21 protein-coding genes and 1 other RNA gene are annotated in these 21,897 nt (G+C 53.2%); 18 read left to right on the top strand and 4 right to left on the bottom strand.

Annotated features, from left to right (window positions below; translation table 11 throughout):
* Nucleotides 1-193: 193 nt before the first annotated feature.
* From BN2106_RS13055 to BN2106_RS13045, 3 genes are all read right to left on the bottom strand, one after another.
* Entirely contained in the window at nt 194-6,607 is a 6,414-nt protein-coding gene (locus tag BN2106_RS13055) for a glycoside hydrolase family 2 (RefSeq protein WP_050699015.1), read from the bottom strand.
* 344 nt (nt 6,608-6,951) lie between these two features.
* Complete coding sequence (locus BN2106_RS13050) at nt 6,952-8,229, bottom strand: sensor histidine kinase (RefSeq protein WP_050699014.1); 1,278 nt, start codon at nt 8,227-8,229, stop codon at nt 6,952-6,954.
* A gap of 1 nt (nt 8,230) precedes the next feature.
* Nucleotides 8,231-8,932 carry a LytR/AlgR family response regulator transcription factor gene (locus BN2106_RS13045; RefSeq protein WP_050699013.1) on the bottom strand — a complete coding sequence of 234 codons (702 nt, stop codon included), beginning with the start codon at nt 8,930-8,932 and terminating at the stop codon, nt 8,231-8,233.
* A 380-nt stretch (nt 8,933-9,312) separates the two neighbouring features.
* On the opposite strand from BN2106_RS13045, the gene BN2106_RS13040 reads away from it, so the two are divergent.
* Entirely contained in the window at nt 9,313-12,474 is a 3,162-nt protein-coding gene (locus tag BN2106_RS13040; protein WP_050699012.1) for a glycoside hydrolase family 3 N-terminal domain-containing protein, read from the top strand.
* Between the two features lie 755 nt (nt 12,475-13,229).
* Here BN2106_RS13040 and BN2106_RS13035 read toward each other — a convergent pair.
* The gene (locus BN2106_RS13035; RefSeq protein ID WP_050699011.1) at nt 13,230-13,709 is read right to left on the bottom strand and encodes a helix-turn-helix domain-containing protein; all 480 of its coding nucleotides are present in this window, start codon (nt 13,707-13,709) and stop codon (nt 13,230-13,232) included.
* Between the two features lie 142 nt (nt 13,710-13,851).
* Between BN2106_RS13035 and BN2106_RS13030 the strand changes: the two genes are divergently transcribed.
* The 17 genes from BN2106_RS13030 to BN2106_RS12965 all read left to right on the top strand — a co-directional run bounded on the left by BN2106_RS13030 (nt 13,852) and on the right by BN2106_RS12965 (nt 21,786).
* Nucleotides 13,852-14,070: a helix-turn-helix transcriptional regulator gene (locus tag BN2106_RS13030; RefSeq protein ID WP_050699010.1), complete on the top strand. Its 219-nt coding sequence runs from the start codon at nt 13,852-13,854 to the stop codon at nt 14,068-14,070.
* Nucleotides 14,071-14,072: 2 nt separating this feature from the next.
* Nucleotides 14,073-14,222, top strand: a complete 150-nt coding sequence (locus BN2106_RS16265; RefSeq protein ID WP_154666529.1) for a hypothetical protein — start codon at nt 14,073-14,075, stop codon at nt 14,220-14,222.
* Nucleotides 14,223-14,235: 13 nt separating this feature from the next.
* On the top strand, nt 14,236-14,460 hold the full coding sequence (locus tag BN2106_RS13025; protein WP_050699009.1) for a hypothetical protein: 225 nt from the start codon (nt 14,236-14,238) through the stop codon (nt 14,458-14,460).
* Between the two features lie 12 nt (nt 14,461-14,472).
* Nucleotides 14,473-14,709 carry a hypothetical protein gene (locus tag BN2106_RS13020; protein ID WP_050699008.1) on the top strand — a complete coding sequence of 79 codons (237 nt, stop codon included), beginning with the start codon at nt 14,473-14,475 and terminating at the stop codon, nt 14,707-14,709.
* Between the two features lie 22 nt (nt 14,710-14,731).
* Nucleotides 14,732-14,796: hammerhead ribozyme type II (locus BN2106_RS15655), an RNA gene on the top strand.
* A gap of 13 nt (nt 14,797-14,809) precedes the next feature.
* Nucleotides 14,810-16,786 carry a Mu transposase C-terminal domain-containing protein gene (locus BN2106_RS13015; protein ID WP_050699007.1) on the top strand — a complete coding sequence of 659 codons (1,977 nt, stop codon included), beginning with the start codon at nt 14,810-14,812 and terminating at the stop codon, nt 16,784-16,786.
* Complete coding sequence (locus tag BN2106_RS13010; protein ID WP_050699006.1) at nt 16,779-17,771, top strand: AAA family ATPase; 993 nt, start codon at nt 16,779-16,781, stop codon at nt 17,769-17,771. Before BN2106_RS13015 ends, BN2106_RS13010 begins: the two co-directional genes overlap by 8 nt.
* 35 nt (nt 17,772-17,806) lie before the next feature.
* Nucleotides 17,807-17,977: a hypothetical protein gene (locus BN2106_RS16260; RefSeq protein ID WP_154666528.1), complete on the top strand. Its 171-nt coding sequence runs from the start codon at nt 17,807-17,809 to the stop codon at nt 17,975-17,977.
* On the top strand, nt 17,974-18,285 hold the full coding sequence (locus tag BN2106_RS13005) for a hypothetical protein (RefSeq protein ID WP_050699005.1): 312 nt from the start codon (nt 17,974-17,976) through the stop codon (nt 18,283-18,285). The genes BN2106_RS16260 and BN2106_RS13005 overlap by 4 nt, the downstream gene beginning before the upstream one ends.
* Nucleotides 18,282-18,500 carry a hypothetical protein gene (locus tag BN2106_RS13000; protein ID WP_050699004.1) on the top strand — a complete coding sequence of 73 codons (219 nt, stop codon included), beginning with the start codon at nt 18,282-18,284 and terminating at the stop codon, nt 18,498-18,500. The genes BN2106_RS13005 and BN2106_RS13000 overlap by 4 nt, the downstream gene beginning before the upstream one ends.
* Before the next feature lie 93 nt (nt 18,501-18,593).
* Nucleotides 18,594-18,800 carry a helix-turn-helix domain-containing protein gene (locus BN2106_RS12995; RefSeq protein ID WP_050699003.1) on the top strand — a complete coding sequence of 69 codons (207 nt, stop codon included), beginning with the start codon at nt 18,594-18,596 and terminating at the stop codon, nt 18,798-18,800.
* A gap of 2 nt (nt 18,801-18,802) precedes the next feature.
* Nucleotides 18,803-19,342: a helix-turn-helix transcriptional regulator gene (locus BN2106_RS12990; protein WP_050699002.1), complete on the top strand. Its 540-nt coding sequence runs from the start codon at nt 18,803-18,805 to the stop codon at nt 19,340-19,342.
* Complete coding sequence (locus tag BN2106_RS12985; RefSeq protein WP_050699001.1) at nt 19,320-20,288, top strand: ATP-binding protein; 969 nt, start codon at nt 19,320-19,322, stop codon at nt 20,286-20,288. The genes BN2106_RS12990 and BN2106_RS12985 overlap by 23 nt, the downstream gene beginning before the upstream one ends.
* A complete protein-coding gene (locus tag BN2106_RS12980; RefSeq protein ID WP_050699000.1) occupies nt 20,285-20,698 on the top strand; it encodes a hypothetical protein in 414 nt (137 codons plus the stop codon). Before BN2106_RS12985 ends, BN2106_RS12980 begins: the two co-directional genes overlap by 4 nt.
* Nucleotides 20,676-20,921 (top strand): hypothetical protein, encoded by a 246-nt coding sequence (locus BN2106_RS12975; protein WP_050698999.1) that lies wholly within the window; start codon nt 20,676-20,678, stop codon nt 20,919-20,921. Before BN2106_RS12980 ends, BN2106_RS12975 begins: the two co-directional genes overlap by 23 nt.
* Nucleotides 20,914-21,516, top strand: a complete 603-nt coding sequence (locus BN2106_RS12970) for a hypothetical protein (RefSeq protein ID WP_050698998.1) — start codon at nt 20,914-20,916, stop codon at nt 21,514-21,516. Before BN2106_RS12975 ends, BN2106_RS12970 begins: the two co-directional genes overlap by 8 nt.
* Before the next feature lie 12 nt (nt 21,517-21,528).
* Nucleotides 21,529-21,786, top strand: a complete 258-nt coding sequence (locus BN2106_RS12965) for an AbrB/MazE/SpoVT family DNA-binding domain-containing protein (protein ID WP_050698997.1) — start codon at nt 21,529-21,531, stop codon at nt 21,784-21,786.
* Nucleotides 21,787-21,897: the final 111 nt, after the last annotated feature.

Here is a 21,897-nt window from a genome sequence, read left to right as displayed (position 1 = left end):
GCTTGCAATGGTGGATATAATTTTTTGTAAAGAGAAATACAATGCCGATACAGCAGTGGAAAAGGATGTTCCATTCCATGCGGATAAACCATAGGGGCTTGTTTTACTAAAGAAAATAAATCAAACAGAGCCTGGCAGATCCCCAAAGGGAGTCTGCCAGGCTCTGTTCATAGAGAATTTAAGTAAAAGAAGATTAGATAACCGTTACCGTACTGTGTTTTTGTGGTGTGTTACCGGCCAGAGCAGTATAAACGCCCGTGCTTTCGCCCGGCGCGCCCACTGCCCAGACCTTGTAAATGTACAGATTGCCAATGCGGGAAACGGCCTGTGTCTTCAACACGCTGCCGTTGCCCACTGTAAAGGCCGGGGCAAAGCCGTTTCCATTGACCACGGTCATCTGGAACACCGCCGACTGGCCTCTCTTCAGCGTCAGTACGCCGGTTACATCGGAACGGACATTCGCCGCTGTGGGATTGACCAGCACTCTGCCCGCCGCACCATAGGTGTTGACGGCGATCTTCGCCGTACTGCCGCTCTTCTTGACAGCAGACGGCTGTTTCATTTCCAGAGCCGCCTTGGCCGCCAGAAGATTCTTGTAAGCCGCTTCCACATCCTGCTCCGTCGCATCCGGATCGTTTGCGACTGCCAGCGCCGCGCTCCGCATGGAGCGGAACTGGTTCGCGCTGGAAGCTGTGTATTTGCTGAGGTTCAGGTTCTCCGTTTCGCCCAGCAGATCCTCCAGCGCCTTCTTGTTCGGGATTCTGCGGAGTGCTTCCATTGCCTTTGTGAGCACATCCGCCGCCGCGTTGATCTCCTTCTGGGACGCCTCCGCATCCAGCTCTCTTGCCGCGTTCAGCGCATTGCGGAAGGCTTCCTGGCCAATCGGAAGGTACTCTTCCTCCAGGACCTTCTCAATCTCCTCCGCCTGTGCAAGTACCGTGTTCAGCGTTTCCCAATCCGCCTTGTAGACCAGGGCAATCATCGCCGCGTTCAGGTCCGCCGCCGCTTCCCTGATCTCCTTGTCCATCGCGTCCGCGTCGTCATAGACCTCCTGCACCGCCGCCAGAACCAGCTCATACGCCGCCCAGCTTCCGGCTGTGTAATCGTCCTGTTCCAAGGCCGCCGCAGTATCCAGCGCTTCCTTCAGGACGGTCTTATCGCCCTTTGCAAAGCTCAGGTGCTGGATGACGTTGAGCAGCTTTGCCCACGCGTTGTCGATGTCCTTCTGCGATGCGTCCGCCTGTGCCTCGACTGCAATCGCCTGATCGAGCGCCGCGTCGAACAGCTTCTGTACGGACGGTACCGCCGCGTTGTATTCGCCGCCGCCCTTGAGATCTTCAGCAATATTGATCACGGTGCGCAGCACCTGCTTGTTCACAACGGTGAACGCAAAGTGCAGATCGGTATCCGCGTTCGGCATCTTGCCGGTGTAGGTGTAGGATTCCGTATCCCTCAGGGTTGCCGGTTCGCCGTTGACGGTTACGCCCGCGAACTCTCTGCCCTCCACTGTGGGGGTAAAGGTCAATGTTACATCGTCGCCTGCCATAACCTTTGCTTCGTATTTTCCGATCAGGTTGGCAAGCTTGAGGTCTTCTCCCGCAATGGAAAGCTGCGCATTCTTTGTCGGGAAGGTGATGCTGAGGGTGTGCTCTGTTTTCTCCGGTTCCAGCTGCTCCAATGCATGCAGATTGTTTTGCAGGGTGGAAGTCATGGAGACGATTGCTTCCTGTTCCGGCTTGGCTGTGACATACAGCCGGTAAGCCTCCTGGAAGCTCTTTGCCAGCGTCTCAATGCCAGCCGCCTTGTACTGTGCTGCGGTATCAGACTCAATAAAGTGCAGCACTTCCGCCAGCGATTGCAGGAAAGCGTCCCGTTCCGCGTCCGAAGGTGCGGTATAGGGAACCAGCGCGGCGATCGCCGCATTCAGTGCCTCCGCCGCGTTATCCACGGCTTCCTGCGTCGGCATGGCCTGATCGCGCACTGCCTCCGCCGCTTGCAAAGCCTTCTGCATGGCGGCCCAGCTGTCGTCCGTATAGGCGTCCTCGGAACGGCTCTGCGCGTCTGCGATCTGCGCCAGCAGGTCTTTTAAATCGACCGTCGGTGGCTCGGCCAGATCGCCGAAGCCGGGCTTGAGGGATTCAAAGTAGTCCAGGCCAAATTTACCGATGGGCTCCAGACGGATGGTGTGTTCGCCCTCTTCCAGAATGGGGGAGACCCATACGCGCTTGTAGCCCTGATTCGCCTTATCCTCTTCTTTGTTGTGGATTACGCCTTGCAGCACATCGTCGATGTAGACCTTTGCGCCGACCTGACTGCCGTCCACCTTTGCGCCGACGCAGACCTGAATGCCCGTGAAGGTGTAAGAAATAGAAGTATCCTGCCAGGGGTAGTTGTCGCCGACAAAGGTTTCCGTGCCCTCGTAGGCGTTACTGTCCTTCCAAAGGCCCCAGGTTCCCACTTTTTCTATACCGCCGTCCTCACCGTCAATTTTGCTCCACGGGGACTCCGTCAGATAGGAGAAATAGTCTACGCTGAATTTCCCGGTGGGAACCAGCTTGATCGTGTGCGTTCCGTAGGGAAGAAGTTCAGAACGCCATACTTCATAGTACCCATTTTTGCTGCCCTGCGCGGAACTGTTGCTGTTGATATGATCCACCAGCGCGCCGTCCAGATAGACGTCCGCGCCAACCTGACTGCCGTCAATTTTACCACCCACAGCGACCTGTGAGCCGGTGAAGGTATAGGAGATGGAAGCATTCTGCCAGGGATAGCTGTCGCCCACATAGGTTTCCGTGGTCATATAGGAGCCGCTTCCGGGCCAGTTGCCCCAGGAACCTTCCTTAACGACAGCGTCGTCCTCGCCGTCCACCTTGCCCCATACGCTTTCTTCTTCCGCAGCGGCGGCAAGCGCCGCTCTTTTAACAGAAGCGGAAACAGCGGGGAGCGCAGCTTCGTTCTGCATGCCAAAGTGTACGGTCTCTGCCAGAAGTTCCAGCGTGTTGACGTCGTAGAGGTTCAAGCGCGCCTCATAACCGTCTGCCGCGTCCGCCGGGACGGACAGTTTCAGCGTCAGGAGTCCGTCCGCCTTTTTGGACAGGCGATTTTCCTCTTGCACCAGCTTGACCAACTTTCCTTCCTGATTGTACAGAGCCAGGGACGCGCCATAGGTATTGCTGCTGCCGTTGTTTTTCAGGGAAAGGTACGTTGCAAAGGTTTTTCCGGCTTCCAGTCCCTGCGTGCTGCTGGACATGGACACAATATAGTCGGAGTCCGCCTTTGTCATATTGCGCACGGCGCCCAGAAGTTTTGCGTCCGCCCAATCGGTGTGGTCATTGGAGTTGGCGCCATTCGCATCGGTGATCAGGCGCAGCTTTGTGACGCCCCGGATGCTGAGATCCACATTTTCTGCCTGGCCGCTGGAAATCTGCGCCTCGTATATGAGCTGCTCTTTCGCGTCGTCGCCGGTTCCAACGGTGGCGTACACGCGATAGATTGCGTCGCCGGTGCCGGTCACCTCGTCGTCGATGCCGATGACCGCCTGGAACCGGGCGTACCGGCCGTCCAGCTCATATACCGCTTCGCTGTTTGCGTGAAGTCCGAGGCCTTTTGTGTACTCCGTGCCAGCAATCCGGATGGGATTGCCCTCGATGGACACGTCGATGCCCGGCGTTTTACCCGCCCAGCCCTGCGTGATCGGTTTTGCGGGCTGCAGGTCGGAGACATAGACTGAACCGGTCGTATAGGAGAGGTCGGGCTGCTCGTCCGGCATGGGGCCCTTTGTGGAGTCCACCGCATAGACCGCCGCTTCCGTCAGGAACGCGTGCGCGTCTTCCGGCACGCCGGTAAAGACCACGCGCACAAATCGCGCGTATGTACCGGGCAGGCTCTCCTCATACGGGCGGTTTTTCACCGTGTCCGCGTCATAGGAGACAACTTCCGTCCAAGGGCCGTTCTTGTCGCTGCTGACCTCCAGCCGGTATGGGTACGGATCGCGGTCAAAGGAGAGCTTTACTTTATAGAGCAGCGGGCTCTGTTCCAAATCCTGAATCCAATATTCTCCGGAGCCCGCGTTTTCCGCCACCCAGGAAGTAGCCATGTCGCCGTCGTTTGCCAGCTTGGCGTCGCCGCTGCTGGAGAAGGTGGGCCGGTTCGCTGAGAAGCTGCCGCCGCCGTAGGTGCCCGGGTCTTCAATCTTCGGCGTGTTGTCCCTGCTGCCGCTTTCCATAAAGCCGTCCGGCTCTTCGCCGGTTTCGTCCCCGGTGACGTCTTTTGTCACAATGGTGATTTCCACCGGTTCCAAATCGGCTGCCGTGGCCAGGACGGTGGTTGTTCCGGCATAGAAGGAGCGGAACTCAATCGCCCCTTTGCCATCACGCAGGGTGTTTCCGCTTTTCAGCGTAAAGGTTTTACCAGTCGGGAACACGCCGGGGCCGTCCAGCACTTCCAGCGTGACGTTTTTATTCTGGCTGACCCAGTTGCCGTCCGCGTCGCGCAGGGTGACGATAAGATGGGTATCCGCCGTGCCGTCATTTGGAATGATGTCCTGGGACGACTCCAGCGTCAGGTGGTCCGCTTCTCCGTCAATGGAGAATTCGGCGGGCACGCCGGTGTAGGTTTCGCGGAACCAATACCACGCCTTGAGCGGGAGCCTGCTGTAATCGATAAAGCCCATCTGTGCCAATCCGGTGCCGAGCACGCTGCCGTGATGGAACGCGCACCATAATGCCAAACCGGAGCGGTTGCCTTTCAGCGCATAATCGTATATATTGCTGCCGTTCTGCATGTGGTCAAAGTAGGGCCGGAACTGGTCCCCGGATTCCCCGCGGTTGGCCGTGTGGGAGCCGTATTCGGAGGCGATGCTGGACATATGGTGGGTATCGAAGCTGCCGCCGTCGCCATTGTAGCCCGCCACGTCACAGACGTCCAGCGAATCAAAGTTCTGGCGCTGTACGCCGCCCATTGCCGCCTTGCGGGTGGGGTCCAGTTCATGGGCATAGTTGCGCATCTTGTTGACCAGTGCCTTGCACTTGGCGATCTGGCTGTCAAAAAAGACCTCGTTGCCCATGCTCCAGACGATCACGGAAGGATGGTTCCGGTGGATGCGGATCATCTCTTCCAGATCCTGCATGCAGCTTTCTTCAAATCGTGCTTCATCCTTTTCATACTGCGGATAGGTGCCGCCATTCCAGCTCTGTGTCCGGTAGACATCCTCATCAGAGGGGGAGCTTCCGCCTTTGCCCCAGAAGGCGACCTCGGACCAGAGCATCACGCCGGTTTCGTCGCAGGCTTCGGAATATGCCGGATCGTGCGGATAGTGGGAGCCGCGGATGAAGTTCATGCCCGCGTCCTTGACCATCTGCACGTCGCGCGCGAAGCCTTCATTTGTCACGGCGTCGCCCCATCCGGCGTGGTCCTGATGGGCATTCGCGCCGAAGAGCACGGTTTGCTCCCCATTGAGGAAGAACGCGTCCTTCAGGAACTGTACCCAGCGGAAGCCGAGCGGGGAGTCGAACAGGTCGACGGCATTGCCATCCCCGTCGTACACCGTGGTGTATACGCGGTACAGGTTGGGGGTTTCCGGGCTCCAGAGCTTGATGTTCTGGATATAGTCGCTCTTTGTATCCACAATGGCGGTGCTGTTGTCTGCAACGACCACCGGTTCGGAGGCGAAGGACGCCACCAGCGTGTTGTCGGAGACGTCGACGACTTCCTGCTTGACAACGATGGTTTTTGCCGCGTCGGAGTCGTTTTCCACCTCCGTCTGCACCCGCACGTCGGAGCGTTTCTGCGCGATGTTTTCGCGGATTTCTTCCGCTGGGGTGTAGGCGGTTTCGTCAATGTTTTCGTAATCATAGTCAATCTGCCCGTCGCTGTCCGCGTCCTCGTCAAAGCCGGGATTGTTCAGCGCGGGCGTGGAGACTGCCGTGCCATACCATGCGACGTGCACGGGGTCCGTCACGTTGAGGTAAACGTCGCGGTAGATGCCGCCGGAGAACTGGTGGTCGCCGCCGCGCGGCGTCTGGTCGGGCCGCCAGAGGTTGTTGACGCGGACCGCAACCACGTTTTCCCCCGCGTGCAGCAGGTCCGTGATGTCAAAGGTAAAGCCGGTGTAGCCGCCAAGGTGGCTGCCCGCCGCTTTTCCATTGACGAAGACCTCTGTTTCGATAAAAGCGCCTTCAAATTCAATACTGATGCGCTTGCCGCTGGCCAGCCACTCCTCAGGCACCTGGAAATCCTTGCGGTACATGCCGTAGCCGACAAAGAAATTGGTTTCCATGTTGTAAGGAATGCTGAAGCTGTGCGGCAATCCCACGTCCGTCCACTCGGAGTCGTCAAAATCCGGAGCGGCCGCCCCGCCAAAATCTGGCGCGGAAGGATTTTCCACGGTTACGGTTTTTGCCTGGAACTTCCATTCCCGGTTAAAGTTCAAGTGCTGGCGGGCTGTTTCGGCGGGCGTGTAGTCCTCTCCTATGGAGGCGCCGGCGGAAAGCACCGCTTCCTTGCTGACAGTTTCTGCCGTGCCCGCGTAGGCCATGTTTGATGAGCATATTCCCATCAGCAGAGACAGAGTCAACAGGCTGGAGATCACTCTTTGAAGCCTTTTCATAACTTTACATTCTCCTTCATCCAAAAGCGTCTATAGCAGCTTTCTTTCATTTCAAAGTCCGCGCGTGTTTTGTTATCTCCTCCTTTACTGGTAGAAATAGGACGGTCCTCCTTTCATAAATAAGTTGTTTTATCCAGTAAAACGGCAGAATATGGATAATTCCTGTACTAACCATATAAAATTATTTTCAGGTTGTCAACCTTTGTGGGGTCTGTGGTCAAATTGTCCATATTATGGAAACAAAAGTCCATAATGGAACCTCTACTTTTCTTAATCTGTAGACGCAAACACCCTCTAAAAACAGCCTTTTCGGGTGTTTTTAGAGGGTGCTTTTTCTGTACGGATCAGGATGCCAGAACGGAAGCGTCTGAGGATTCCACCGGTAAGGTGACGCCGGCAACAACCTGGCCATCCTCGAATGTGAACCGGAATTGTCCTCCGTGCTTTTTGGCCAGGTCGCGGACAATTTGCATGCCCATCCCGTGCTGTTCCGGATTTTCCTTGGTGGTTGCCAACGCCGGATTTTTTTCACGCGGATCGCGGGGGTACCGGTTGGATACTTTTATCCATAGACAGCCCTTCGCCGCTTTGACCTCCACACGGATGTCCTTTACCGGCGCCTGTTCCGATGCTTCGACCGCGTTGTCGATCAGGTTGCACAGGATGGCGCACAGGTCTTCCGCCGGCAGCTCGATCTTCTGGGTGAGCAGGACCTTCATATCAATGGGGATTCCCTTCATCGAGCACTGGGCGCTTTTGGCGTTCAGCACCGCGTCCAGGACTGGATAGCCGGTCTGCATCACCTGCTTGAGCAGCAGGCGGGGATCGTTCAGCTGGCTGAAATAGGTGCTCAGCGCCTCGTAATCCCGCTGGTCCAGCAGCGCCTGCATGTAAAGCATGTGATTCTTTAAATCATGCCGCAGTTCCCGCAGCTCGCGGTACATGGTTTCAATGTCCTTCCAGCTGTTGATCTGCATGCTCAGCTGGTTGTTGGCCAGCTCAAAATGAACCTTCCTGCCATAATCCTGGAGCAGCTTGCTGTAGGTGCAGTACAGCGCCAGGTAGAGGACCAGCAGCCACAGATTGTTTAACGCGTCCAATTGCAGGAACAGAGTGGTGAAGCGGATCGTGAGCGTGACAACGATCGCGAGGAACATCAGAAAGTAGTAATTGCGCGGCAGAGTGTATTCCACATGGATGGGAAACCGTACCATCAGGAACAGCACGATAGCCAGCATGCCCTTTGTCAGCAGCAGATAAGTCAGCTGTGAGTGGGAAGGAAGATGGGAGTAAAGCTGTGTACCAATAAACAGATGGATTTCAATCAGAATATTCATTAAGACAATGGCGGTCAGTCCCTTGCAGGCCAGATTGCCGCGCAGAAGCAGGCAGAACAACAGTCCGCCCACCGCCAGAACGGAAAAATACAGCATGAAATTGGGTGTTGAAAAATACGCTGTAGTGGGATCCAAACGGAATAAACCGATGGACAATAGCGCCATAACGTATTTGATACTTTTCAGCCATGGATTGTCCCAGCGGAACTTATAATTGTGCTCCAGCAGCCAGAACAGGGAAAATGCTTCCAAATATAAATTGAACCAGCGGCAAAAAACTTCCATTTCAAATCACCCGTTCCAATTCTTCCATCACCTGTTCCAGACGGTATTTGCTCAAAGGGATGGATTCTCCCGTATTCAATACAACTTCCCGTTTGTTGACGCAGGCGATAAAACGCGCGTTGACCAGGTACCCCTTGTGGACACGGATAAAACCATATTCCGCCAGAAGCGTTTCCAGTTCCTTCAGCTTATAGCGAATTTCCACCGTCCCCTGCAAAGTAAACAGCTTTTGTATTTTATCGCTGCTTTCAATATATAGAATTTTGTAAGGGGCAATCCGGTAGACTTCCTTGCCGTTGTCAATCTGCAGCTCCGTCTGGCGCTTTTCCAGCTCCGCGATGATCGCCGGGATCCCCTCCTCCAGATCCTGGTAGAAATGGCCTTTTCGGATAAACCGGAAGGGCGTCACCTGGAAGGATTCAAATACCAGCTCCTCATGGCTGGAGACAAAGACAATCAGCACGTCGTCCGCGAGTTTGCGCAGCTGGCGTCCCAGCTCAATGCCATTCATGTCTGGCATGCTGATGTCCAGGAACAGCAGGTCAAAGCGGTTGTTGGCGGCGATGCGCTCCATCAGCAGACCCGGCCTCTGGAAACGCTCAATTTCCACGGAGCGGCGGTAGTGCTGGAAGGCCGCGCGCACCTGCTCCGGGTAAAGGTTCAGTGCCGCGCGTTCGTCGTCGCAGTAGGCGATCGAAATCATAAAACCCCACCCTTTCCTATCAATTTATGTTGTCCGCGCCGCAGGTTCCCTGCGATTCGGCGCCTGTTTTCGGTCCGATAGACGAAAAGCAGGCGTTTTTAAAATCATTATCAGCATATCGGAAAATGCATGGAAAGTCAATGTAACAGGGAAAGTTTGTTGTTAAAATTCACAAAGCAGGCGCTTTTCGGCAGGTGTTGGAATCCATTTGCGCCCCATATCGACTTTACGCGCATAATTATTGATTTGATTTGGATAATTTGGTAGGTTAAGTATCAAGGAAAACAACACTGACAAAAAAGCAGCCGGAGGTGATCATTTTTTATCCATTCGTGTGACCAGTTGAAACGAAGAACCAGAAAGAAAAAGGAGGAGCAAGCATGAACAAAAACAGGATTCTTTCCTTTTTGATTGCAGCGGCCCTGTTAGGGACAACGGTTGCGGCGCCGATCGGCGAAGCACAGGCTGCGCAGCAGGAAGAAAAGAAGGTCGTCTCCATGGGAACAGATTTCACCAATACGGAGGTTCCCAACAGCACCTACGAGTATTACAAAGACGTCCTCTACGTGGAAAACGAGGGCGGCGCAACACTTTCCCATTCATCTGCTTCCAATGTGGACATTCTCTATGAGGAAGCGTCCGGCTACTACTTCAAGGATTTGAACCAGAACGGCAAGCTGGACGATTATGAGGACTGGCGTCTCTCCAGCCTGGACCGTGCCAAATCCCTGGCGGCGCAGCTTAAGACGGAACAGCGGCTGGCGCTGATGACCCACGGCTCCACCGGCAAGACCAAGGAAGGGATGAAGGATGGCACCCGTTTCAACCTGACCAGAAGCACCTCTGCCGCCGATAAAATGGCGGAGGACAACAACAAGCTGCAATTTTGGGCGGAGGATACGCCGGAGATGTTCGGTATCCCGGTAGTCACCAGCACTGACCCGCGCCATACGGGTATTGTGGATTCCGGTACCATTGAAACAACGGAGCCGGGCGGCACCGTTTCCAAATGGCCCAACAATATGGGCATCGCGGCAACCTTTGACGCGGACTCCGCGTCTGAATACGGCGCCGTGACCGCCGCGGAATACCGCGCGATCGGCATCCAGATGATGCTTGGCCCGCAGATGGACCTCATCACCGAACCCAGATGGTCCAGAAACAGCAGCACGTTCTCCGAAGATCCGGAGCTGAACGCGGACATGGCAAGCGCCTTTATTGAGGCCATGCAGACCGATACCAGTTATGAAGAGAGCGATTGGGGTGTCGATACAGGCTGGGGCACCGGCAGCGTTGCCACCATCGCAAAACACTGGCCCAGCGGCGGTACCGGCGAATTCGGCTTTGACGCCCATAAGGACGACGGCAAATTCGGCGTTTACCCGGCGGGGAATTTTGAAACTATCCTGCAATACTTTGTAAAGGGCGCGGGCTTCGCGGAGGAGTACAAGGGAACCACTAAGCAGTCCGCTGGCGTAATGCCGTACTACACGATCCCGTTTGAGCAGGACCCGAGCGGCGAGAATGTGGCAAACGGCTTCAGCAAATACATTGTGCAGCAGCGTCTGCGCGAGGACCTGAACTATGACGGCCTCGTCTGCACCGACTGGAAAATCCACGGCAGCCACGAGGGCATGGGAATGGCAGATACCCCGTGGGGCCTGGAGCCCGGCAAGGGCTATGACCGTCCTTACCGCGTACTGGCCAGCATGCTGGCGGGCGTGGACCAGATGGGCGGCCTGGACAGTGATACATATGTAGCAGAAGACATGATGAAGGCCTATGAGATGGGCGCGTACGGCAGCGAGGAGTACGGAATTGAAGCACTCGGCGAGGACTTCATGGACGAGCTGACCGAAGCTTCCGCCACCCGCATCCTGAAGGTCATGTTTAACCTGGGTCTGTTTGAAGACCCGTATGCGGACCCGGATTATGCGAAATCCTTTGTCGGTTCTCCGGAACTGAATCAGAAGGCGTATGAGACGCATAAGGACGCCGTGATCATGGCGAAGAACTCCAACAGCACCCTGCCGCTCAAAGCGGAAGACGGCAAAGAACTGACCGCCTATGTCCCGCTGAAGAAATCGACCGGCGGCGGCTGGGGCGGACCGGTTACCACCACCGTTAAGGCAGTGTTGGACCTCGACAAGGTACAGAAATATTATAATGTTCCCGACGCGCTGATCGCGGCGGAAGACAGCGGCGAGATGCCGGCCGATGAGGTGAAAAAACAGGCGGCGGACGAAGCTGACTTTGCCATCATCGAGCTGCAGTCGCCCGGTATGGCGATGGAGTACACGGACGGGCGCCCGCAGAACCTGACCTACGGCCCGTACACCGCGGATGCAATGCGTGAAACCAGCATCGGCTATGACTGGTACCATGCGGACGGCACCCTGGTGCAGCACAACGAGACACCGGACGAGTCCAAGGGCGACTACAAGTCCAACCGTTCCAGAAAGGGCAACACCCACGCGGGCACGCCGGAAAATCTGGAGCTGATTCAGGAGACAGTGAAGCTGATGGGCGATAAGCCGATTATCTTCATCCTCAGCATGGAGAACCCGATGGTCGTTTCCGAGTTTGAGCCGGATGTGGACGCACTGCTGATCGGCACAAGCGTTTCTCCGGATGCATTCCTGGAAGTGATCTCCGGACAGAGCGAGCCGAACGGCCTGCTGCCGGTCAACATGCCGGCCAGCATGGAAGCGATTGAAACGGCTTACGAAGATGGTTTCCACGACATGGAAGTCTACAAAGACAGCGACGGCAACGCGTACTGCTTCGGCTTTGGCCTCAACTGGGACGGCCAGATTGCCGACGAGCGCACAGCGAAATACACGGACATCGGCGATCCGAAGCTGGAAAAAACCACCTTCCCGGAGACGTACGGTGAGAAATACATGGTCGTTGAGAGCCAGGAAGTCCGCGACGAAAAGGTCGATGCGCTCATCAACAGCATGACGGTCGAAGAGAAATTCGCCCTGCTGGGCGGCGGTGCAAACGGCACGGTTGCAGACGCAGGCACCCTGACAGGCGTTCCGAGACTGGGCGTCCCGCAGATGCGCATGTTTGACGGACCTGCCGGCGTTACCTCTATCTACGATACAACAAACCCGCCGATCGAGCAGATGCTGGGTTCCACCTGGAGCACCGATCTGTCCTACGATTACGGTAAGATCAGCGGTTCGGAAAACAGAGCAATTTCCGGCAGTGTGCAGTTGGGTTCTCAGTTTGATATTACCCGTACAGCACACTTTGGACGCAGCAAGGATCAGCTTGGCGAGGACCCGTTCCTGATCTCTCGTCTTGCGGTTAGCGAGACCGAGGGTATCCAGGACCAGAACGTCATGGCAACCCTGAAGCACTTCGCTGTTTTCGCACAGGACAGCACGCCGGGCGGTGCGGTTGACGTACAGGTCGACGAGCAGACCCTGCATGAGCTGTATCTTGCCCCGTTTGAAGCGGCGGTGAAAGAAGCGGACGCGTGTAGATTTGTAGGAAGAATACAAAACGAGGAAAACGGACGTGAAAACCCGTGAAAACTGTTGATAACCCGAAAAATGGCTTTAGACCGGCGTTTTTTAGGCGTTAGAATTGGTGACGTCTTGGAAAACGCCGGATTTTTTGTATTTTAAGTGCAAACTTTAAAAGCCTATATTAATCAAAAAAAGAATTTTATTATATTTTATATTATTTTAAAAGAATGCTGCTTTAAGGGCTTTAAAATCTCTTTAAAACAGTATTTAAAGTTTTAAGAAAAAGGCCAATAAACCGCAATGCTATGCGGTTTATTGGCCTTTTTAGATTTTTAACATACCCTTTAAAAGACTTTATGGAAACAAAAAACAATCGTGCAGTCCTGTGCTCTTTTGAACACAAATGTATAGCGAAATAGCGAAGCGCTTTATCATGTTAAAACGAAGTACTTCGCATTCAGTATCCATGCGGGTTCCCATCGTTTTTGTTTTCAATAGGAAATAAAAGATTCCATCAAACAAAGAATGAATATTATTCATAAATATTTTATAAACATACAATTTCTAGGAAATAGCGGAGTACCCGTTCTTTTACAAGAAAACATGTCTACAACTTATTTTAATATTTATATAGAATCAATCAAGTAAATATATTTCACATTTAAATAAAATGTATAAAATCCATAAATTACCACAGTAAAAAGTGTCTCCTTTTGGCAAAATTAAACGTTCTAGTTATATAGAGGGATTCTATTTTACATAATAAGGAGTGGAATGTTATGAAAAAGGAAACCATTGATCGTTTTAGAGATAGCCTATTATCCAACGGACCTCTCGGTAGCACCAGTCTCCCCCACACTAAGGTTGAGAGGGGGGAATGTCGTGTTAATGAGCAAGGCTATTGCGTAGAGTACATTTTTTTTAGAAATGGGGAGCTTGTGAAGCTCAGTCTCCTTAATCCCTCTTTCGAGCAAAAAGTCGGCAAGTAGTTCTAGTTCTTTATCTGAAAAATTATAAAATGGGTTTTCCTCTGCCTCGATCACGATCCGGGCAGAGGATTTTTTTCTATCGATATAGGGGATTTTTTCGTCTGTATATCCGCACAAATATCTACCAGTTACACCAAAAAAGTCCTCAAGCGCTACCATTGTTCTGCCGTTTGGCTCCCGTAAATTGTTTTCATAGTTGCGAATAGCCGCCATGCTGATTCCAATTTTGTTTGCTAATTGTTCTTGTGTTAATCCTGCTGCGATCCTTAGGTTTTGGATACGTTTTCCCAATGAGCTTTTTTCATCCATTTGCACACCTCCTTTAAAATTAAGTATATCGAATCTATATACAAATGTAAATAAAAGTAGCAAAAATCGCCCTTGACGTATACAATTGGAAATGATACAATAAGGATGACATATACAAATGGAAACAAAGAGGGTGGAATAGATGTTGCTGAAAGTAAACGTTACCGAGTTACAAAATCATCGAGAAAAAGCAAATATGACGCCGTACCGGCTGGCGGTTGCAGCAGGTCTCCCGATAAACTCTATTTACCGATTGGAAGACGGAAGCACCAAAATGACCAATCACCTGCGAGCTAGGGAAATTGCAAGGGTGCTGGGCTGCAGGATTGATGATATTTTTGTCAAACCGAAAGGAGCTTAATCATGAATATCACTATTGATTTAAGCGTCGAAGAAATGACTGACATCATTGCAAAAGCGATGAGAACGGCGCTCTTAGAGCCAGAAACGAAACCAGACGGTATGTCAAAAGAGGCAGTGGAACGCTTCCGGGAAGCAATGAGAGAGAAATAATGGAGGAAAAGCAATGACAAAAACACTTAAAGGTTATCCCGTCCGCATCGCCCCGCAAATCGGAGAAATCTACACCAACCGCAACGGAGATGAGTATCTCTGCACAAATATCTGCAATGAATCAGTGAGCATGGAACGGCTCAAAGACGGCTGGACGCTCAAGGCTCACGGTGTACGGCAGTATCCCGATGGGACCATTGAATGGGATTACTCGACCGGTGGGCACTGGGCCAGATAGGAGGACGCACTCATGGAGGATATGCAGCAAAAAGAGGCGGCTACGGTAAATGACTCAAATGCAAACAGACAGAATGAAGAATGCAGCCTAAGAATAAGGGATGTAGCAAAAGTTGTTGGTATTGCAATTGAAATAATGAAAGCCGACGAAGGGCAATTTCGTCGGCCTCAAAGGATTTGGATTTATCTCGCTTATGCGTTAGGGGCTTTTTTAGGTGCTCTACTTGGTATCCTGCTCTTATCATTGTAAGTTTTTAAAAACGTGTGTAAAACGCCGAAACGCCCGCAAGGGCGTCCACCGAGGTCTGGCCGCCCGGTGCCGATGAGGCAGGCCGAAAGCAGGTGACAATGTGATTACAATATCGACCAAGGAGCTTGCAGAGCTCAAGGGCTGCAGCGAGCGTAATGTACAATTGGCAATCCAATCCTACAAGCTCCCAGGAGAAATAATTCAAAGCAAAAAAAACAGACCAATCTATAAAATAAAGCTTGCGGACATTGCCCCTGAGCTACAGATCAAATACTACCGCCAGCATGGACTTGAGCTCCCTCCCGAGTTGCGCAAGCCCAAAAAGGCGCAACCAGCCAAAGAGCCCAAGCCGCTGGACACATACACCGCCGCCCAGCGCGAGGAGATCAGCCGCTGGATCACGATCATCCAGGACTGGCAGGGCTACCGCTCGCCCCGCAAGGACAAGGACGCGGCGGATGCGGAGTACATCGCGCAGTGCCGGGCCAAGTATCCGGACGTGCGCATCTCCCGCGACATCCTCTACAGCCGCCAGCGCGCGTACAAGTCCAACGACTACGACGGACTGGTGGACAAGCGCGGCCTCTGGCGCAAGGGGCAGAGCAAGATGGACGATTTTGTGTGGCGGGTCTTTCTGACCTACTACTTTGACGAAAAATTGTCGGTCAGTCAATGCGCCGTAAAAACCAAAGAGTATCTGGCCGAAAAAAAGCCGGAACTGCTCCGCACAATCCCCGAAGACCGTACATACAGCTGCTTCAGGCGGCGCATTGAAAGCGATATCCCGGCAGCAGTCAATTTGTATGAGCGCAAGGGCGGAAAAGCCCTCCATGACCGCATGGCTCCGTATATGCTCCGCACGATTGACGGGATGGAGTCCAACGACTGGTGGGTGGCGGACAACCATACCTTTGACTTCTTCTCTCTTTCGGAATCTGGGGTTCCGCACCGGTTGTATCTTACAGCCTATCTGGATGTGAGATCGACTGCGTTCGTCGGCTGGCAGGTGACATTTTCGCCGTGCGCCGACGCTACGCTGAGCGCTCTGCGGCGCGCAATCAAGCAGAACGGCGTCCCCAAAAACCTGCTGGTGGACAACGGCAGCGAGTTTTTGGTGCATGATGTTGGCGGACGCGGCCACCGCAAACGCAAATCCCAACAGGACGAGTTTTTGCCGCCGCCAGTATTTGATCGCTTAGGTATCAAGATGGTCAATGCCATTCCCGGAAATCCGGAAGCAAAGATCATTGAAAGGATTTTTTTGGATGTTAAAGAGATGCTGTCCCGCGAGATTAACAGCTTTTGTGGCGGCACCATTGCAGAACGCCCCGAAGGGCACATGAAGCTCTTGAAAAGCAAAAAAATCCCAACCGACAAAGAGATTATCAAGATTGTAGACGACTTCATGTCTGGATACTACAACTATCTTCCGTATAACGGCCAGTCAAAAGCCGATCGGGGAAAACCTAAAATACAGGTATACATGGAACACAGGAAGGTTATCCGGCGTCCGCAGAGCGACGCCGACCTCAATCTCATGATGATGCGCAGTTCGCGCGCGGTAAAGGTTGGGCGGCGCGGCGTACGAAACACGATCGCTGGATACAGCATTGATTATTGGACTCCGGAATTTCTGGAAGAATGGCAGGGCGAAAAAGTCTATTACCGCTACGATCCTGATGACCTGTCATCTGTGAGGGTTTACGACCTGGAGGACAGATACATCATGACTGTTCCCGCCGACGAGGAGGCCGTCGCGGCCTACGGCGCGGAGGTTGAGCAGATCAAGGCTGGTATGAGCAAGATCAACCGCTACAACAAGCGGATTAAAGAATGGGCCAAGGACAAGATGCTCAGCAAGGAAGAGCGTATGACGGCTCTCGACCTTACCATGATCCAAGCGCACCGCAATCTGGAAAAGGCCGTTGACGCAGAATCACCCATGGGGCAGATCGTTGAGCTGTTTGGAGCTAATGAAGTCCAATACCAAACATCTGCTGTCGTTGGACAGGATATGCCATTGGAATTGATGCTTGAAAATGCCAGAAGACTGAAAGGAGCGCGCGAAGATGAATGAAAAGAAGTTTAATCCAGAGTTGCAGGCAGCGTTAAAGAAATTTTTTGAGGTGGAGGACCGGAAAGCTAAAGACGATCCCAGCAAAATCACAAGGACTGCTTTGGGAGATCAGCTTGGATATAAAGGTGGCGCTGTCTTCCCGGAATACCTCAAAGGGACTTATAAAGGGGATATCCCCCTGCTGGAGAAGCGCCTGGCAAATTATTTTGGCTTCAAGGAAAAGCAGACTACGTTTGAGGAATCACACCCGCTGAAACTTATCAGCGAATTTGAGTACGTGCCAACCTCCATTTCTGAGAAGGTATATCACATGATCGAATATTGCCGTCTGATGGGCGGAATCCTGATCATCCACGGTGATGCCGGAGTCGGAAAAACGATGGCGTCGTACCAGTACGCTCGGGATAACGAAGGGTTTGTAATAAGGATCAGCGCGGGATATGGATGCAAATATCCTAACGAAGTCATCAATGAGATAGCCATTCGATTGGGCGTGTCTCTCTCTCAAAACCGGATGGATCGCTATAGGGAAATCCGGAAAAAACTTGACGGCAGCAAGAAGGTGATCGTTGTAGATGAAGCGCAGGAGCTGCCCAAAAGTACGCTGGAGACGCTGCGGCGTCTATCTGATCCCAATTTAGATACATGTCAGGAGGGCACGGCTCTTGTCTTGATGGGCAATACCTACGTACTCCGCTTTATTGAAAATATTAAGGCCGACGACATGCGGCAGTTTTGGAACCGTATGATACAGGAATGCAAATGCCGGACCGAAGAAACACAGCTTGAAGATGTCCGAAAGCTTTTTCCTCATCTCGACCAACAAGGCATGGAAAAAGAGTTGAATTTTTTGTGGTCGATCGCAAAGACGCCGCACGCGATCCGGAGCGCAGTTAAAATCTACAATAACGCCGTTACAACCAGCAGCGTGGATTACAAGCATCTGCTGGCGGCGGCAGGAGCCAAGGGTATAACGGTTGTTTAAAGCCGGTTTAAATCAGTTTTGAGGAGGAAGACTTCATGAAAAATTGCACTCGTTACATACTCCCATGGGCCGTTGGCTTACTGTGCGGCGTCGCCACGATGCAGTTGTACGCCGGGGATTACCTGGCCACCGCCGCTTGGATGCTGCCGCTGATCGGCATCGCCGGTGTGCTGCTCGCCATACCGGAGAGGAGGCGGGCCAGATGAAGAAATATCTGCCACATCTCGTGCCGTGGGCCTGCGGCCTGTGGGTGGGATACCTGGTATCCCGTTTGGCCGATCGCATATTTGCGACGTATCGGATCGACGGCGAGATTGCATTGCTGACAATCTTTGTCGCACTCATGGTGGCCTTTGCACTGGGTTTAATCTTTGGCCACCGCTCCGGAGTGGATGAAGGGTACGATACAGGCCACAGAGCGGGATACGCCGCTGGCCGCAATGCTGGTCCGCCGCCCTTCAATTGTAGGCATACGTTTTATCCATATTTTGAGGAGGACGAAGAAAAGCAATGAAAACGACAGTCGTACATTACACCTGCGATGTATGCGGAAAGCCCATTGAATCTCCCAGCCAGTGCAATCTTGACCGCAAAGTCAATGCGTCCGGAGGTGGCAACTACACATCCGTGCATATCCATTACGTCCACGACCACACCGATGCGGAGCATATCTGTGACACTTGTATCATGCATATCCTCCGTCGCGCACTCTCCTATCTGGGCGGCTGATGCCGCCCGCCGCCTTAATGCAGCCGCCCATCAGGGCGACGGTCGCAAGCCCGTAACAATGCAGAGCGAGGCAATCGCAAAGAAGGTGATCGTATGAAGACCACACTGGCGCAAAATATCAGAAATCTGCGCAAGGCGCGCGGCTGGACACAGAAAGAGCTTGCGAATAAAACCGGGCTCTCATACTCCGCTGTCGTAAGCTACGAAAATGGACTGCGCGAGCCTACAGGCCGCGCATTGGCCGCGCTGGAACAGATTTTTGGTGTGACGGGCGCACAAATAATGGCAGAAAGGAGATAATCTTGGAAAACACGCTGGGGAAAAATATTAAAATGCTACGCAAAGCACACAGATGGACGCAAAAAGAGCTCGGAGATCAAATTGGAGTGAGCCAGACAACTGTTTGTGGGTATGAATGCGGAGAATATAATCCATCCACAAGCGCGAAAATCTTGATGGCAAAAGTATTTGGCGTGACGCTTAATCAACTGCACGGCGTTGATCCCATGGAACTGCAATCTGTGCAAGCGGACGAGCCAGACATCCCAGTTATACCGGACATCCCGTCTGAGGCGAGCGATGATTATCGCTCAATTGGCCGCTTATGCCTGGTCAATGGTCGTAAAGCAATCTGGCATCGTTGGGAGGATGTGAGCTGGGCGATAGATCCATCTGATGTACCGCATGGTCAATTGGGCGGGACTCTCCTCAGAGCGTTTGCTATTATTGAATACGAAGATGGAACAGTCCATGAGGTGCTCCCGAATAAAGTCCGATTTCTGGACACCCCTTCCTTGTCAAACAGAGAGGAGGGCTGTCGTGAAATACCCCAAAAAGCTTGAGCAGCGCGCCGATGAGATACTGGCCTCTTACCGCCGTGCGGCGCTGGCCCTGCAGGATACCAACCGGTCATGGCTCCGCGTCGCGCATCCGGAGATCGATGCAATGATGCGGGAGATTGCCCGCCAACACGCCCGGCTTGGCGCGGCCAAAATCAGAGGTCGCGCCGACGAGGCGCAGAAGATGGAGGCTCAGATCAGCGCCGACAAGGACCGTCTGCATAAGATGATGATCAATGCCGGAGTGGTCGCGGAGGACCTGGAGCCCAAATATGAGTGCCCGACCTGCGAGGATCGCGGCTACGTAGACGGAAAGATGTGCGCTTGCAGGCAAACAATCCTCAATCAGCTGGTGTATGAGCAGCTCTGCGATGTGTCCATCGCGCGGGATTGCTCATTTGATCGCTTTAGTCTCCATTATTACGATGGAGATACCAGGCAGACGATGGTCAACGTGCTGGAGAGCTGTAGGCGATATGCTAGGGACTTTGCTCCGGGCGCAAGGAGTCTGATCTTTATGGGCCCTCCGGGCCTCGGTAAGACACACCTCTCCCTGTCCATTGCCGACGGCGTGGCGCACTCCGGACACTTGGTGATGTACGCCTCGGCCCCCCAGCTGATGAGTCAACTGGAGGCTGCCAAGTTTAAACAGACGGAGGACTGCTTGGAGTACAGGGAGGTCATCTATGGCTGCGAGCTGCTGGTGATCGACGACCTGGGCGCTGAGATGGTGACGCGGTATACACAGAGCGAGATATACGATCTGATTAACTCCCGACTCAACACTGCCCGGTCCACTATCATCAGCACCAACCTGACGATGAACGAAATTGAGAAGCTGTACACCAACCGCGTCACCTCTCGGATTGCTGGGTCGTACGCGACGGTGCAGTTTGCTGGTCGGGACATCCGGCTGCAAAAGCGCATGGAAAAGGTGGCGAAAACATGACCAAGGAAAATTGGGCGATCTGTGAAAATCTGGCTACCAGCCTATATACCCATGCTGACCTGATGGTAGATGGGTACAAGGTCACATTGAAGCTGCAACCTGACGGTCCATATCGTAACGTAATCGCTGTCTATGTTAATGGATTTATTGATGGGAAGAATCTGGTGGAAGACCGCGAGGAACGCCGCCGCTTTTATCGGGAGGACCGGAAAAGCCTGCTCCCGCCAAAAGCTCCTGAAGGCGTTACGGCCAAGCGTTGGGCACGGGCTCGTAAAGAGAGCATGTACTCTATCTATTATCCTTGGTGGACTAATTTCGCCGCCCTGCGGCGGCACCTGACCAAAAATAACAGCTCCATTGAGCTGATCGGCAAGGAGGACAATACGGATGGCCAAAAAGAGGAGATGTAGACGCACGCCCGGAGAGCACGACCGCCATGAGACGGCGGTCAAAATCCGCAAAATGACGGACGAGCAGCTGTGCGATTTTGTTGACCGCACCGCACCGGCTTTTGGGGTTGCACAATATCTGACCTGCCTTGATAAGCTGGCCGGGACCGGCAATGGTATCGGAGCTGGCACGGTGGCTAAGCTGCGCAAGATTGCCCAAGAGGAGGGATACATAGATGCCTAATAATTTGCCGTGTTGTCCCTGCTGTGGAGCAGAGGCAACGTACAGAGAGACGACCTATCACTTTAAGGGCATTAAAACGGCGATTGTTCAGTGCAATGATTGCGGATTATCTATTACGCACTGCGGCCCAGCTGAAAAGATCGCCGATACCCGCGCCAAGGTTATGGCTGCGTGGATGTGCCGTATTCCGCAGCACAAACCGTGCCTGATCGTATCACAGTATTATTACAGCCGCTACTGCTATTTTGTGGCATATGATCCGGAGACATTTCTGGCGCAGGCTAGGGCCTGTATCGAAGACTTAGAAAGGCATAAACGCCAGTGGGATGACCTTAGACCTATTCGTTACGGAGATCTGGAAAATCGTTGGTACTGTCCAGGAAGTCTCAGGCACAACGTCAACGACGATGGTGACATCTATTTTATTGTTGGTGACAGCGTCGGCGAGTTATTACCGTATGTACGGGAGTATTACGATAAGGTTGACCGCGAGGAGCGCCAAGATCGACGTAAAAATATAGCTAAAAAGATAGCTACACATCACGATCCCGGCGCAATCTATGCAATCGTAAAATCGCATTTCAGGCTTATTTAAGGGGGCAAAACATTGAAAAGCAAAAAGTTGACGTCCAAGTGTGGGATCACCATCCCTAAAGACATCCGCGCCCAGGTCGGCTGGACGCCGGGCATGGCCGTGGACATCGAGGAGGCGGGCGACCACAGTGTCACCATCAGACCACATGTCCCGGTTTGCCGATTCTGCGGCACGGTTGAGCAGATTATGGAGATTGCCGGTATCAGCATGTGCCGGGATTGCGCCGAGGCACTGAGAGAGGAGCTGGATCATGGACTCACGCAAGATTGACCGTCTCGTCCAAATCAAGGATGAAATCGATCGGCTGAAGGCTGAGCAAAACCAGCTGGAGAGCGAGTTCCTTCTGCAGGCCAAAGAGGACCTGCAGGACACCAAATATAA

Source organism: Anaeromassilibacillus senegalensis (assembly GCF_001261775.1).
GTDB lineage: Bacteria > Bacillota > Clostridia > Oscillospirales > Acutalibacteraceae > Anaeromassilibacillus > Anaeromassilibacillus senegalensis.
The sequence above is the reverse complement of the archived record's forward strand: the minus strand, read 5'-3'. Positions and strand labels throughout refer to the sequence as shown.